Raw genomic sequence first — 14,527 nt, 5'->3', positions numbered from 1 at the left:
GATGAAAGGCGCCCTCGAACCCCCGGCCCCCGCCGAAGCAGGCCCCGCGCCCCGCCCCAGCGCGGTCACCGCCAAGCACCTGGCCCGCGCCACCGCCACCCGGCGCCGCCGCAGCGCGAGCCTCAAACTGTGGGTGGGCGCGGTGTGCACCGCGCTGGTGGTGGTCCCGGTCGCCCTCGCCCAGGTGCTGCCCCTGCCCGGCGCGAACGACCAGGACCTCTCCCGGCGCCGGCTCGCCCCGCTGACCGACGGCCATCTCTTCGGCACCGACCAGCTCGGCCGGGATGTGCTCTCCCGGGTGCTGCACGGCGGCCAGGTGTCGCTGTCGATCGGTGTGCTCGCCGTCGTGGTCTCCGGCCTCATCGGCGTCGTCGCGGGCGCCGCCGCCGGGTACTACGGCCGCTGGGTGGACGCCGTCGTCTCCCGGCTGCTGGAGGCCCAGATGTCGCTGCCGCTGCTGATGATGCTGCTGCTCGTGGTCGCCCTCTTCGGTCCCTCCGTCACCGTCATCACCTGCGTCATCGCCGTCGCCCAGTGGCCCGAGGTGGCCCGGCTGACCCGGTCGCTGGTGCTGGTCGAGCGGGAGAAGCCATATGTGGCCGCGGCCCAGGTGCTGGGCCTGCCCCGGATCGCCATCCTGGCCCGCCATGTCATCCCCAACATCGTCCGCCAGGCATCGCTCGTGGTCCTGCTGCTGCTCGCCCAGGCGGTGCTGCTGGAGAGCGCCCTCAGCTACCTGGGCGCGGGCCCCCAGCGGCCGTTCGCCACCTGGGGCCGGATCATCTCCGACGGCCAGGACTACATCACCAGCTCCTGGTGGCTGGTGACCCTGCCCGGCCTCGTCATCGTGCTGCTGGTGGTCGGGGTCAACCTGCTGGGCGACGGACTGCGCGACCGCACCCGCCGACGTACGACGGAGGGCTCCCGATGAGCGACACCAGCGACACCAGGGACACCAGCGCCCCGACCCCCCTGGTGGAGGTCGAGGACCTGCAGATCGAGCTGATCACCGACCGCGGTGTGGTGCGCGCGGTCGACGGGGTCGGCTTCACCATCGGCGCCGGCGAGACGGTGACGATCATCGGCGAGTCCGGCTCCGGCAAGTCCACCACCGCCATGGGACTGCTGCGGCTGCTGCCCGAAGGGCTCGCCGTCCTGTCGGGGACGGCCCGGATCTCGGGTGTCGACGTCATCGCCGACCCCAAGGCGGCCGGACGGATCCGCGGCCGCGGGGTCTCCCTGATCCCCCAGGACCCGATGACCGCGCTCAGCCCGGTGCACACCATCGGCCGTCAGCTGGGCGAGGCGCTCCGGCTGCGCCACCCGGGGATGTCCCGCGCCGAGGCCCGCGCCAAGGGCGTCGAACTGCTCGGCCGGGTACGCATCCCCCGCCCCGAGACCCGCTGGGGCGCCTACCCCCACCAGTTCTCCGGCGGCATGCTGCAACGTGTCCTCATCGCCATCGCCCTGGCCGCCGAGCCCCAGCTGCTGGTGGCCGACGAGCCGACCTCGGCGCTCGACGTCACCGTCCAGGCCGGCGTCCTGGACCTGTTGATGGAGCTCCAGGAGCGCACCGGCGTCGGCATCCTGATGATCACCCACGATCTGGGCGTGGCCCGGCTGGTCTCCGACCGCATCCACGTCATGCGCGGCGGCCGGTTCGTGGAGTCCGGACCGGTCGAACAGATCGTGGACCACCCCCGCGAGCGGTACACCCGCGATCTGCTCGCCGCCGTGCCCACCCTGGGCCCCTGGGACGAGACCCCCGCCGCCACTCCCGCATCCGCCGCTCCGGCATCCGCCGCTTCTGCCGCCGAGGAGGCGCTGTGACCGCACCCCTGCTGGCCGTCGAGGACCTGGTGGTCGAGTACCCGGTCGCCGACGGTGTCTTCCGCGCGGTGGACGGCGTCAGCTTCACCGTCCCGCCCGGCGGATCGCTCGGTGTCGTCGGCGAGTCCGGCTGCGGCAAGTCCACCGTGGCCCGCTCCATCGTCCGGCTGCTGCGCCCCACCCAGGGGCGGATCCTCCTCGACGGGACCGATATCGCGGGCCTGCCCCAGCGGCGGCTGCGCCCGCTGCGCAAACGGGTCCAGATGGTCTTCCAGGATCCCTACGGCTCCCTGGACCCGCATCTGACGGCCGAGGAGATCGTGGCCGAGCCGCTGCGGCTGAACGGCATGCGCTCCCGGGCCGACCGCGCCCGCCGCGCCGCCGCCCTCATCGACCAGGTGGGGCTGCCCGCCACCGCCCTCCAGCGGCGCCCCGCCGAGTTCTCCGGCGGCCAGCGGCAGCGGATCGGCATCGCCCGCGCCCTGGCCAGCGGCCCCGAGCTGCTGGTGTGCGACGAGGCCACCTCCGCGCTGGACGTCTCCGTACAGGCCCAGGTGCTCCAGCTGCTGCGGGAGCTCCAGGCCGAACAGGGACTCGCCTGCATCGTCATCTCCCACAACCTCGGAGTGGTCCGCGAGATCAGCTCCGAGGTGGTGGTGATGCGCGGTGGGCGGATCATCGAGTCCGGGCCGACCCGTACGGTGCTCTCCGCGCCCGCCGCCCCCTACACCAGGGCGCTGCGGCGCGCCGCGCTCGACCCGACGACCATGCGGGGACGCAAACCGCGCGCCCTCGTGTCCGCGATCGCCACCGACCAGGAACCAGGAGCAACGCAGTGAACGCGCATGCGCCTCAGACCCACACCACCACCCAGGCAGCGCCCGGCGGGACGGCCCTGCCCGGAATCCCGGTGCCGCTGTCGCGACTGGTGCTGGGCACCATGACCTTCGGTGACACGGTGGACCGCGCGGGCGCCGCCGCGATGCTGGACACCGCGCTGGACGCCGGGGTGACCGGGGTGGACACCGCGAACGCCTACGCGGGCGGCACCACCGAGACCATCCTGGCCGAGCTGCTCCCCGGCCGCCGCGACCGTATCGTGCTCGCCACCAAGGCCGGGATGCCGCACCCCGACACCGGCGACCACGCGCCACTGTCCGCACGCGGGATGCGCGCGGCACTGGAAGGCAGCCTGCGCCGCCTGGGCACCGACCACGTCGACCTGTTCTACCTGCACCAGCCCGACCGCTCCACACCGCTGGAGGAAACGCTCGGCACGGTCGCCGAGTTCGTCGCCGAGGGCAAGATCCGGGCGCTCGGCGTCTCCAACTACGCCGCCTGGCAGATCGCCGAACTCACCCACACCGCCGAGCGGGTCGGCGCGCCGCGCCCGGTGGTGGCCCAGCAGCTCTACAACCTGCTGGCGCGGCGTGTTGAGGAGGAGTACCTGGAGTACGCGGCCACCAGCGGACTGCGCACGATGGTCTACAACCCGCTCGGCGGCGGACTGCTGACCGGCCGTCATGCCTTCGAGGAGCAGCCGGAGTCGGGCCGCTTCGGCGACTCCCGGCTGGCCGCCATGTACCGGCAGCGCTACTGGGACCCCGGGCTCTTCGAGGCCGTACGGAGCCTGTCCCGGATCGCCGAGGAGGCGGGCATCCCGCTCGTGGACCTCTCACTGCGCTGGCTGCTCGGCCGGGACGGGGTGGACGCGCTGCTGCTCGGCGGCTCGCGCGTGGAACACCTCCGCGCCAACCTGGCCGCCGCGGCCGCGGATCCGCTGCCGGCGGATGTGACGGCGGCGTGCGACGAGGTGGGGGCCCGGCTGCGCGGCCCCATGCCTGCGTACAACCGCTGACGCGATGCCCACGGTGCCCCCGCCGCCGTACGTGGCTCGGTCATGGGCCACGGTGTCCCACGCCGCCGTCGTGGCTTGGTCGTGGGCCACGGTGTCCCACGCCGCCACCGTGGCTCGGCCATGGGCCACAGTGTCCTACCGTCGTGGGCCGGTGGGCCCGCCGCCGTGCGTGGTTCGGTCGTGGGCCACGGTGTCCTGCTGTCGTGGTTCGGCCATGGGGCCTGTGCACCGCCGCCTTCGCCTCGAGGTGGGACGCTCCGCCCGGCTGCGGCCGCGGCCCCCGGCGCGGCCGGACCGGTCCGCACTGGTCCCGGCCGGACGGCCACGGACCGTGGCAGGTCGTACGCAGCGGGGTCACACGTGGCAGGCCGTACGCACAGGTTGCCGGAAGGGCCGAGCGGGGAGAGCCGCCCGCCGGCTCCGTCGGGGGCACGTGCCGGGTTTCGGCGGAGCCGTGCACCGGGCCATGCGGCGGTCCACCCGCTGGGTCCTCGCCTGGCCGTGCGATGGTGCCCGGCGCGCACCGGACCTCTACCGGGCCGCCCATCGGGCCCCCACCGAGCCACCCTCCCGTCCACGCACCCGTCCACCCACCCGGCGTAACCAACCGATCCGCGGCCCGGCCACGCCCGTGAGCATGACCGCACCACCCACCCACACCCACCGCTGAGGAGAACCCGTGTCCACCGATATCCGTGCACAGGCCGACGGACGGCTGCGGCCCCGGGCCGGTGATCCGGCCCGGGTCGAGGCGTTTCTGCCGGCGCCCGCCGTACAGAACCACGCCGCCAACCTCACCGTGCTGCCCGGAGGGGACCTCGGATGCGTGTGGTTCGGCGGCACGCAGGAGGGCGTGCCGGACATCTCCGTGTGGTTCTCCCGGCTCGCCCCGGGCTCCGACACCTGGACGGAGCCGGTCCGGCTCTCCGATGACGCTACCCGCTCGGAGCAGAACCCGCTGCTGTTCCCCACCCCGGCCGGTGAGCTGTGGCTGCTCTACACCGCCCAGCGCGCCGGTGACCAGGACACGGCGGAGGTCCGGCTGCGGGTGTCCGCCGACGCGGGTGCCACCTGGGACGCGCCGCGCACGCTCTTCCCGGCCACCGAGGCGGGTGGGGTGTTCATCCGTCAGCCGGTGGCCGTCCTGGACTCGGGGCGGTGGCTGCTGCCGGTGTTCCACTGCGTGGCCACCCCCGGTGTCAAATGGGTCGGCGACCATGACACCAGCGCGGTGATGATCAGCGACGACCAGGGGAGGACCTGGCGTGAGCGGCCGGTGCCGGGCTCGACCGGCTGTGTGCACATGAACGTCCACCAGCTGCCGGACACCACTGTGCTGGCCCTCTTCCGCAGCCGCTGGGCGGACGCGGTGTACCGCTCGCACAGCACCGACGGCGGGGAGACCTGGAGCGAGCCGGTCCGCACCGAACTGCCCAACAACAACTCCTCCGTGCAGTACGTCCCGCTCGCCGACGGACGACTCGCGCTGGTCTACAACCACAGCAGCCGGGCGGACGCCACGGCCCGCCGGGTCTCCCTCTACGACGAGATCGACGACGAGGGACACACCGGCCGGACCCCGGCCCCGGCCGCCGCACACGACGACGCGGCACCCGGCGCCTTCTGGGGCGCGCCGCGGGCCCCGATGACCCTCGCGCTGTCTTCGGACAACGGCCTGACCTGGCCCGTACGGCGCGATCTGGACACCGGTGACGGCCACTGCCTGACCAACAACTCACGCGACCGGCTCAACCGCGAGCTGTCGTACCCCACCATCCGGCAGGGGCCCGACGGCACGCTGCACATCGCGTACACGTACCACCGCCAAGCCATCAAGTACGTGCGGGTCGGCGCCGATTGGGCGGCCGATGCCTGAGCCCCGCCACGCCGTGGTCACCGGGGTCAGCTCCGGTATCGGCGCCGCCGTCGCCGCCCGGCTGCTGGACGAGGGGTGGCGGATCACCGGGATCAGCCGTACGGCCCCCGCGCACACCGCTCCCCGGCTGCACTGGGTCCCGGCCGATCTGTCCCGGCCCGAGGCGCTGCCCGAGGTGCTCGCCCCGGTGTCCGGGGTGGACGCCATCGTGCACGCGGCGGGTGTGCAGCGCTCGGCGCGGCTGGGGGAGCTGGCGGCCGAGGACGGGGCCCTCATGTGGCGGATTCATGTGCAGGCGGCGAGTGTCCTGGTCGACACGCTGGTGGACCGGATCGCGGACGGCGGCCGGGTGGTGCTGGTGGGCAGCCGGACGATGACGGGTGTCCCGGGCAAGAGCCAGTACGCCGCGACCAAGGCGGCGCTGCCCGCCCTGGCCCGGTCCTGGGCGGCCGAGCTGGCGCCCCGGGCGGTCACGGTGAACGTGGTGGCGCCGGGGCCGACGGACACCCCCATGCTGCGGGACCCCGGCCGCAGCCGCACCCCGCCGGTGATGCCGCCGCTGGGCCGGCTGGTGCGTCCGGAGGAGGTGGCGGGGATGACGTCGTTCCTGCTGGGCCCGGAGGGCGGCGCGGTCACCGGCCAGACGCTGGTGATGTGCGCGGGTGCCTCACTCTGACGGCGGCGGGGTGCCGGGGCGGGCGAGGGCCAGCAGCCTCGCCGTGTCCCCGGGCCGGGCCTGGAGCGAGGGCAGCAGCAGCGTCCACAGATCGGCCAGATGGTCCTCGACGAGCCGCCGCCCGTCGAGGGCCTCGGACACGGTGTGCAGCCCGAAGAAGGCGCATACGACGGTCCGGGCGGCGGCCAGCGGCTCGACGTGCGGCGCCAGATCGCCCTCGGCCCGCGCCTTCTCCAACAGCTGCCCCACGGCGTCGATCCACCCCACGAAGGGCGGTGGCATGGGCGCCTCGATCAGGGTGCGCTCGGCCCACAGCCGGGCCCCGGCCCGGACCACGATGTCATCGCGGAAGGCGCGGGCCACCGCGAAGCTGAGCCGGACGAGTTGCTCCAGGGGAGGCACATCGAGGGCGGCGTATCCCTCGATCAGCGGGGGCCAGGTGGCGAAGTGTTCCTCCACCACGGCGAGGGCGAGCCGCTCCTTGCTCGTGTAATGGAAATAGATGGCGCCGCTGGTGTGGCCCGACCGGGAGGTGATGTCGCTGATGCTCGTTCCGGCGTATCCCCGTTCATCGAAAAGGAACGCGGCGGCCTCCAGAAGGGATCGGCGTGTTTGCGCGGCCCGTTCTTGCACGTGTTCGCCGTCCTTCAGCAGCCCGTCGGATGTGACGGGGAGAACTTAGCGGACTTTCGGCCCGCGATGGTGATGAGGCGAGATAGGTCAAACATTATTAGTATTTTATGGTGATCGTTCGTGAGGCTCATGGACTTTCGGAGCCGCCCGATCCCGTCGGGCGGCCGCTCAGCTGGTCCCGCACCGTGGCGCGGGAGGCGGTGCACCGGGTCTCGGTGGCCGAGGTGCTGCTCACCGATGTGCGTACGCACGGTGACGGCCGGTTCGAGGCCGCCGCCCAGTGGCCGAGGTCCCATCCCACCTTCCCGCACGGCGGGGACGGCCGGCACCATCCGCTGATGATCGCCGAAACCCTGCGCGAGCTGGGGATCTACATCCCCACGCGGTACTACGCGGTGCCCGCGGGAGCGCACTTCCTGATCCGGGACCTCTCCTACCGCCTCGACCCCGAGACCGAGCCCCGGGCCCCGTACGGCGCCTCCGACATCACCTGCCGGGCCGCCGTGACCGACGTCCGCACCTCGCCCTGCGGACGCTATGTCTCGGGGATGCGGCTGGACGTCGTGCTCTCGGCCGGTGGCAAGCTGTTCGCCTGGGCCGGGGGCACCGCACGCTTCCTCGATGGCACCACCTACGCGGAGACCCGGGCCGCCGTCCACGGGCACACCGCGCGCCGCAGGCTGCGTGCCGCGGTGCGGCCCTCACCTGCGCAACTGGCCGTTCCCTCGGCCCGGGACGTGCTGGTGGTGCGGGACGGGGGAGTGGTCTACCTCGACCCCGCCGACCCCCGCCATCCGTTCTTCTTCGACCACTGGAGCGACCATGTGCCGGGCCTGGTGCTGCTGGAGGGCGCCCGGCAGGCCGCGGCGCTGGCCACCGGTTCCACGCTGATCCGGCCCGTCGGCTGCCGGATGAAGGCGATCCGGTTCACCGAGTCGATTCCACCGGCCGTGATCGAGTGCACCTCCCACGGCAGAACCTGCGTCTTCCGGCTGCGCCAGGCCGACATCTGCACGGCGGTCGGTGTGCTCCAGTACCTCTGACCGGCGAACGCACTGTGCGACGAACTCTTTGGCGACGAACAGGCCGACCGACGAACAGCCTGACCGACGAACAAAACGCCGACACTCAGTGACCTCTTGCTTACTGCGGGTCATCTAACTAACGTAGTGATCGTTATGTTTCGGGCAGGCGAGACTCTCGGCCTGTACGACAGCAGCGGTCGGCGCACAGCGCCCTTCTGAGCCGCCAGGTCATTTCCACCGCACGGCTCCCCGCAGGTACAGGTATCTCCTGCGCCGATTCCTCCACCTCCCATGGAACGGCAGACAGATGACAGCCGAAAAGCTTCTCGGATGGACCCCAGCCGCCATCGTCTTCGACTGCGACGGCACCCTGATGGATTCCGAACGACACTGGGAAGAGGCGCGCGAAGTGGTGCTCAGAAACCACGGAACCGCCCCCGACGAGGAATTCGCCCGGCGCACGAAGGGGCTCCACTACACCGAATGCGGCCGTATGCTGGCCGAATTCGCCGGGCGCCCCGAACTCGCCGACCAGATGACCGGACAACTCCTGGACGCGTTTCGCCGGTTGGTGGCCGACGACCCGGTCACCATGCCGGGGGCGCCCCAACTGGTCGCCAAGGCGGCGGCCTTCGCGCCGCTGGCCGTGGCCAGCAACTGCCCGCGGGACGTCGTGGAGGACGGGCTCGCCAAGGCCGGGCTGCTGCGGTACTTCGGCCATGTGCTGGTCCCCGAGGGGGAGGTGCGGCCCAAGCCGTACCCGGATGTCTATCTGGAGGCCGCCCGGCTGTGCGGGGCGGCCCCCGAGGACGCCCTGGCGGTGGAGGACTCCCACTGCGGGTTTCTGTCCGCCTCGCGCGCCGGGCTGAGGGTGCTCGGCGTCGGACCGCGGAAACCGCTGGACGAGCCCCCGCCGGTCGACGCGTGGGTCCCCACTCTCGCCGATCCAGGGCTGGTCAAGTGGGCGGATTCGCACGCGGCCTGACCAGCCGCTAGGCGCCCATCGCCTGGTCGGCGGGCGCCCAGGTCACTTCTCGGCCGTCGTGCCCGGAATGGCCCGACGAACCGTCCGGTCTTCCCGTCCCGTCCATCGCGCCCCCCGGGTTCCCGCCGTGGGATCCGTCGTGGGACATGGACATCCCCTTCTCGAGGGACCCGCCGATCTTCTGGCGCAGGGGCTCCAGCGAGCCCATGGACAGACCGGTGACCGACCAGCGCTTGCCGACCAGGTATATGCCCCCGTAGTCCTTCGACGTGGCCAGCCAGTCACGCTGCCCCTTGTCGGTGGCGAAGGTGACCATCGTGAACCGTTTCCCACCGGACCCGCAGGCGCCCTGGCGCAGCTCCTCCGCCTCGGTGATGACCGTGGCCTCGCAGCCGATGGCGTCGGCGATCTTCGTCAGCGGCGCCGGGGTGCCGGGCTCGGCGAACGCCTTGGCGAGGGGGGAGGTCTCCGTCCGCTCGTGCGCGGTGCCGTGTGCCCCGCCGCCACCGCAACCACCCAGAACCAGCAAGGCGGCGCAGACGGTGGCGGCACGGAGTGCGAGTGACACATCAACCTCCCGGTGGAAGTGGGGCGGTCCGGACCCGGATCGTTACCGGCCCGCCTTCTTGCCCTTGTCGGTGACCGCGAACCAGGTGCCCTTCACGCCCTGGCCGTTGGTGTCACCCGGCTTCTCGTCCCCGGTGAAGGTGTAGAGCAGCCAGCAGTCGAACGCCGCCTGCCGGGTGCCGTCGGGGCGCTTGAACGAGGTGATCTTCGCGGCGTCGACCCCGGCGACCTTGGTGGTGTCCACGGCCTTGACCGGCTTCCAGGTGTCCAGGCAGGCACCGAGGCAACCGGTCTTCATCGGCCAGGCGCTGTCCTTGTCGAACCGGTAGACGGTCATGCCGTCGCCGTCCACGATGACCTTGCCGAGTTCGGCGTCGTTCCTGACCATCAGCTGGAGGCTGTCGTCCGTGGCCGCGGCCTTGCCGGCCGGTTTGCCGTCGGGCGCCAGCGCGTTCCACGTACCGCCCACACCCTGGCCCTTGGTGTCACCCGGCTGGGTGTCGCCCGCGAAGCGGTAGACCGGCCAGCCCGCCAGCGTCAGCTGCTGGGTGCCGTCGGAGCGGGTGACCGAGCCGAGTGCGCCGGAGTCGATACCGGCGGTGGCCGTGGCGTCGTCCGCGGGCACCGCGGGCCACTTGGTGGCGCAGTCGTCGTTGCAGGTGGACTTGGCCGGCTTGGGGGTGTCCTCGTCGAACCGGTAGAGCGTCCAGCCCTCGCTGTCGGTGACGAACGAGCCGAGCTCGGCGTTCTTCTCGACCGTCAACCGCTTCGCGGGCCCGGTGCGCGCGGCCTCGTCACCCGCGCCGGCGCCGATGTCACCGGCCGTCGCACCCGCACCCGCCGACGCGGAGGTCCCCGCACCCACGGTCTGGCTGCCACCCGCCGGCTGCACGTTGGCGCTGCCCGCTGTGTTGTCCTCGCCGCTGCCGCACGCCGCCGTCAGCAGAACCATCGCTACCGACACCCCGGCGTAGGCGATGTGACGCCGCTTCTCCATGACCATTCCTCTGTAGTCTCGACCGGTCCGGCGGTGATCACGCCGACGCCAGTGCATACGGAGACCGGGCCGGCCGGCGCTCAGCGGCCGCGGAATTTGTCACCGGACGCACAAACCGCAGGAGTGCGCGTCGCCCTGTCGCTACTCCTCGATGCGCAGCGCCAGGGCGGGGCAGCGGCGGACCGCGCGGACCGCCTGCGCACGCAGCTGCCGGGGCACATCCATCGTGGCCGAGGCCGGATAGCCGTCGATCCCGAGCGTCAGCACCTCGGGCGGCAGGATGTCCGCGCACAGCCCATGGCCCTGACACAGCGACCAGTCCACCAGGAGCTTCTCCGCCGGCCCCCGCTGGGGCCGCCGGTCGCGCGCCGCGGAGCTCGACGGGGCGGACGGCGGCGCGGACGGTGGCGCGTCCGGCGGCAGCGGCAGCACCCCCACCGTCGGCCGTCCGCAGCCGGCGCCGCGCGCATGGGCCTCGAACTCCTCCGGGAACGCGTCCAGCGCGGTGGCCACGAAACCGGCGGTGCCATCGGGATGGCCGCACGCCCCGCGCTTGCGCACCGAGTTGACGTAGGCGCGCACCTTGTCGATCGAGGACTGGCCGCCCCCGCGCTCCACCTGGCCGAGGGCGTCCGCGAGCGCCGGCAGCCCGATGAAGCAGGGCCCGCACTGACCGGCCGTCTCGGCGGCCAGCCAGCGCGCCACCCGCGCGGTCTCACCCAGCGGGCAGGTGTTCTCGGGGATGGGCAGCACCGCCCCGGCGCCCAGCCGGGCGCCGTACCTCTTCATGGACTCCCGGGAGATGGTGGCGGCGTTGATGCTGCCCGGGTCCAGCCACTTGCCGTGATAGCCGCCCACCAGGACCGCCTGGCCGGGGGTGAGGCCGCACAGCTCCAGGATGTAGGTCAGCGGCACTCCGGTGGGCGTCTCCATCACATACGTGCCACCGACCGTCAGCAGCGTCGTGCCCGGTTCGGTGGGCAGTCCCACCGAGCGGTACGGCAGGGCGCCCATCCGCGCCGCCACGGCGAGCTGGGCGAAGGTCTCGGTGTTGGACAGCAGGGTGGGCAGACCGCCGAGCCCGCTGTCGCTGGCCCGGATCTTCCGGCCGTTGGGGATGGCCGGGGCGCCGCTGATGCCGTTGATGACGGCGCCGCCCTCACCGGCGACGAACCGGTCCGGGGTGCGGTTCACCGAGACCGGGACCCCGCTGGGACCGCGCTCGGCGATCGCGGCGGCCAGGGACTCCTCGACATCCGGGCGGTGCACCGCGATGGCGACCTCCTCGGCGCCGATCGCCTCGGCGGCCAGTACGGCACCGTCGATCACCAGATGCGGGGTGTGCAGCAGCAGCGCGGTGTCCTTGAGGCAACTGGGCTCCCCCTCACTGCCGTTGACCACGACGGCACAGCGGCCCTCGCGCCGGCCGGCCGACTCGACGACGGCCGAGACCTTCTTGGCGAAGGGGAAACCGGCCCCGCCGCGCCCGCGCAGATCGATGTTCTCCGCGAGCGCCACGAGTTCGTCCGCCCGCAGGGCCGGCATGGTGCCGTGCACGGTCAGATGGCCGACCCGGTCCAGCCGGTACACCTCGTCGAGCCCGGCCAGCAGCCGGGGCGGATCGACACAGGCGAGTCCGGGTTTTGTCGTGATCACCGGCCCCACCCGCGCGAGGCGCCGAGCGGCCGGCCCTCACGCCGCCCGGATGCGGCCGGGCGGGGGCGCGGCACGGTGGGGTCGGTCCGCCGGGTCCGGCCCGCCCGCATGCTGTGGGCGGGAGGGTTCCTGACCTCGATGCCGTCCGCCCGGTCGATGTCCTGGCGCCGCCGGGTCACCAGCCGCAGCCACAGCGCGACGGCGACACCGGCCAGGGCCGCGAGGTAGCCGTAGGTCGCCCAGGTCTTGGCGGCACGCCCCGCCTTCAGCCCGTGGATCAGCGCCGCGCACCACGCGGGGTAGGCGCCCACGTGCAGCGCGCGCCACCAGCGGTACCGCCAGCGGGAGTGGCCCGCCGAGGCGAACGAACCGCGCACCGCACCGGTCACCGCCGCGATCACGAACAAATAGCCCGCGATGGTGCCGAGCCCGATCAGCACCGGCTGATTTGCGTCAGCGAACGGCAGTGCGACGGCCGTGGCGTCGGTGTGGCTCTCCGCGATCTTGACCCAGATGTGAAGGACCAGGAACAGCAGACCGGCGACCGCGGCCGCCCGGTGGATGGCCTGGGCGATCAGCCGCTGGTGGGTGTGCAGGATCAGCTGGTCGGTCGCGGCGAGCCCCCACAGCGCCGCCGATGTCAGGCAGACCAGCGCGAGCACCCCCGCCCCGAAGTCCAGGAACGCGAAGGTCCGGGAGAACGCGCCGGCGTCCCACGCCACGTACAGGGACAGCGCGACGGTGCCGATAATGGCGTATATCCGGACATCGCGCGGCCATCCGAGCCCGGATGGATCACGCTGCTGAGTCCGGCGAGCGGCTCGTCGTCCGCCACGGGCCCGGCGTCCGCCGTGGCGCCCCTGCGGGGAGGGGAGCGGCGTTTGGGGCATGGACATGGGAGCCTCCCGATCGCGCGGATTCGCGCGGGTGACGAGATACGGCAACGTCGTGTTGGGGGCAGCAGCTTCTCGGAAGTACACATGATCTCCATAAGATTTGTCGTAACGTGACAACTTCTCGTGGACGCACCGTGCTCACCCCGTCCCCGGCTGATCCACTGTCATCACCATGGCAAAGATCCAGCAAAGTGCCGGGACCGGGAGGGGGTGGGTTCCTCTATGACGTAGCGGAGGACCCTCGACTCCCGACCGGTACTGGACGAACCGGTGACGGAGACAACCTCCACGGACCTGGCCGACCCCCCAACGGCCAGGTCTCCCCCCGGCAAGAACGAGGTAATGATGGGCGAACTCGTGAACCGCATCCGGTCCCGCCCCCGTGGCGAGTGGACCCGCGTTCCGCGCGACGAACTCCCCTCCCTGGCCGATGAGTTGATGGAGAGCCTTCGGCACGGAATTCCGGGATTCGCCGCACTTGTGGAGAACTTAGGGCGAGACAAGGTCCGACGGGGAGTCGAGCAGGCTCTCCTGACGGCACTCGGCCACCGCACGGTGGGCGAGGACAGGACCGGCCAGGACGGCGCCTGCGCAGAGGCGCTGGCCGAGGTGCCGCCCGAGCGGGCCCGGCGCGACCTCTTCGAGGCCCTCATCGGTGAGGTGGTGGTCTCCGAACGCACCCTGATGGAGCTCTCCCGGGCCGCCCGGTGGCCGCTTCCCGAGACGGTGCTGGCCATCGCCCTGCCCACGCCGGGCGAGGCACCGCAGCCGGCCGCCGTGCTGGGAGACACGCTCATCGGTGCGGTCGGCGACGAGCTGTGCCTGCTGGTCCCCGACCCGGACACCGACCCCGGACCCGCCCCGGACCCCGCCACCGCCCCCGCCCAGGAAGGCGACCGGGAAGGCGACCGGGACCCGGAGCGGGACGTTTCCGCCGAGCCCGGCACCCGGGCGGCGCTGGAGACCGCGCTGCGCGGCCGCACCGCGGCCGTGGGCCATGTGGTGCCGCTGGGCGACGTGGCCTCGTCGGTGCGGTGGGCACGGCGCCTGCTGGCCCTGGCACCCGTCCGCTCGGGCCCCGAGGCCCGGGTGCTCTTCGTCGACGACCATCTGTCGACGCTGCTGCTCCTCCAGGACGAGTCACTGGTCCGGGCGCTGGCCGCGCGGTGGCTCAAACCGCTGGCCGGGCTGACCCCCCGGCAGAGCGAACGCCTCCAGATGACGCTGCTGGCCTGGCTGGAGGGCGGCGGCGCGCCCGAGGCGGCCAAGGCCCTCAAGGTGCATCCGCAGACCGTGCGGTACCGGCTGCGCCAGATCGAGAAGCTCTTCGGGCCGGGCCTGCGCGACCCCCGCATACGCTTCGAGCTGGAGATGGCGTTGCGCGGCCGCAGGCTGATGGCGCAGATGGACCGGATACGGCGCCACGCGTCCCGGGTGAGCCGCCGGGTCCGCACCGGTGCGCCCCCCGGCGTCCGGCCGCTCGGCATCGCCCGGGAGGCACGCGTCAACGGACTCTGACCGGTAACAC

At 72.6% G+C, this 14,527-nt stretch carries 14 protein-coding genes; 9 read left to right on the top strand and 5 right to left on the bottom strand.

Annotated features, from left to right (window positions below):
• The first annotated feature begins 1 nt into the window (after position 1).
• From N6H00_RS04750 to N6H00_RS04725, 6 genes are all read left to right on the top strand, one after another.
• Entirely contained in the window at positions 2–931 is a 930-nt protein-coding gene (locus N6H00_RS04750) for an ABC transporter permease (RefSeq protein ID WP_268970281.1), read from the top strand.
• The gene (locus N6H00_RS04745) at positions 928–1,830 is read left to right on the top strand and encodes an ABC transporter ATP-binding protein (RefSeq protein ID WP_268970280.1); all 903 of its coding nucleotides are present in this window, start codon (positions 928–930) and stop codon (positions 1,828–1,830) included. Before N6H00_RS04750 ends, N6H00_RS04745 begins: the two co-directional genes overlap by 4 nt.
• Entirely contained in the window at positions 1,827–2,669 is an 843-nt protein-coding gene (locus N6H00_RS04740; RefSeq protein ID WP_268970279.1) for an ATP-binding cassette domain-containing protein, read from the top strand. Before N6H00_RS04745 ends, N6H00_RS04740 begins: the two co-directional genes overlap by 4 nt.
• The gene (locus tag N6H00_RS04735; RefSeq protein WP_268970278.1) at positions 2,666–3,688 is read left to right on the top strand and encodes an aldo/keto reductase; all 1,023 of its coding nucleotides are present in this window, start codon (positions 2,666–2,668) and stop codon (positions 3,686–3,688) included. Before N6H00_RS04740 ends, N6H00_RS04735 begins: the two co-directional genes overlap by 4 nt.
• Before the next feature lie 679 nt (positions 3,689–4,367).
• Positions 4,368–5,564: a sialidase family protein gene (locus N6H00_RS04730; protein WP_268970277.1), complete on the top strand. Its 1,197-nt coding sequence runs from the start codon at positions 4,368–4,370 to the stop codon at positions 5,562–5,564.
• Positions 5,557–6,240 carry an SDR family NAD(P)-dependent oxidoreductase gene (locus N6H00_RS04725; protein WP_268970276.1) on the top strand — a complete coding sequence of 228 codons (684 nt, stop codon included), beginning with the start codon at positions 5,557–5,559 and terminating at the stop codon, positions 6,238–6,240. The genes N6H00_RS04730 and N6H00_RS04725 overlap by 8 nt, the downstream gene beginning before the upstream one ends.
• On the opposite strand, the gene N6H00_RS04720 is transcribed toward N6H00_RS04725, so the two are convergent.
• Positions 6,232–6,873, bottom strand: coding sequence for a ScbR family autoregulator-binding transcription factor (locus N6H00_RS04720; protein WP_268970275.1), 642 nt, complete (start codon positions 6,871–6,873; stop codon positions 6,232–6,234). The genes N6H00_RS04725 and N6H00_RS04720 overlap by 9 nt on opposite strands.
• A 107-nt stretch (positions 6,874–6,980) precedes the next feature.
• Here N6H00_RS04720 and N6H00_RS04715 point away from each other — a divergent pair, with 107 nt between their 5' ends.
• Both N6H00_RS04715 and N6H00_RS04710 read left to right on the top strand, forming a co-directional pair.
• Positions 6,981–7,916 (top strand): ScbA/BarX family gamma-butyrolactone biosynthesis protein, encoded by a 936-nt coding sequence (locus N6H00_RS04715; protein WP_268970274.1) that lies wholly within the window; start codon positions 6,981–6,983, stop codon positions 7,914–7,916.
• Positions 7,917–8,205: 289 nt separating this feature from the next.
• Positions 8,206–8,883 carry an HAD family hydrolase gene (locus tag N6H00_RS04710; protein WP_268970273.1) on the top strand — a complete coding sequence of 226 codons (678 nt, stop codon included), beginning with the start codon at positions 8,206–8,208 and terminating at the stop codon, positions 8,881–8,883.
• Positions 8,884–8,890: 7 nt separating this feature from the next.
• Here N6H00_RS04710 and N6H00_RS04705 read toward each other — a convergent pair whose 3' ends face one another.
• From N6H00_RS04705 to N6H00_RS04690, 4 genes are all read right to left on the bottom strand, one after another.
• Positions 8,891–9,451, bottom strand: a complete 561-nt coding sequence (locus tag N6H00_RS04705; RefSeq protein ID WP_268970272.1) for a hypothetical protein — start codon at positions 9,449–9,451, stop codon at positions 8,891–8,893.
• A 42-nt stretch (positions 9,452–9,493) separates the two neighbouring features.
• On the bottom strand, positions 9,494–10,447 hold the full coding sequence (locus N6H00_RS04700) for an SCO0930 family lipoprotein (protein WP_268970271.1): 954 nt from the start codon (positions 10,445–10,447) through the stop codon (positions 9,494–9,496).
• 141 nt (positions 10,448–10,588) lie between these two features.
• Entirely contained in the window at positions 10,589–12,103 is a 1,515-nt protein-coding gene (locus N6H00_RS04695; protein WP_268970270.1) for an NADH-quinone oxidoreductase subunit NuoF family protein, read from the bottom strand.
• Positions 12,100–12,999 (bottom strand): hypothetical protein, encoded by a 900-nt coding sequence (locus N6H00_RS04690; RefSeq protein WP_268970269.1) that lies wholly within the window; start codon positions 12,997–12,999, stop codon positions 12,100–12,102. Before N6H00_RS04690 ends, N6H00_RS04695 begins: the two co-directional genes overlap by 4 nt.
• A 342-nt stretch (positions 13,000–13,341) precedes the next feature.
• Between N6H00_RS04690 and N6H00_RS04685 the strand changes: the two genes are divergently transcribed.
• A complete protein-coding gene (locus tag N6H00_RS04685) occupies positions 13,342–14,517 on the top strand; it encodes a PucR family transcriptional regulator (RefSeq protein WP_443073195.1) in 1,176 nt (391 codons plus the stop codon).
• Positions 14,518–14,527: the final 10 nt, after the last annotated feature.

The sequence above is a fragment of the Streptomyces sp. S465 genome, from assembly GCF_026898115.1.
GTDB classification, from domain to species: Bacteria; Actinomycetota; Actinomycetes; order Streptomycetales; family Streptomycetaceae; genus Streptomyces; species Streptomyces luomodiensis.
Note: the sequence above shows the minus strand (reverse complement) of the source record. Positions and strands in the feature narration are given on the sequence as shown.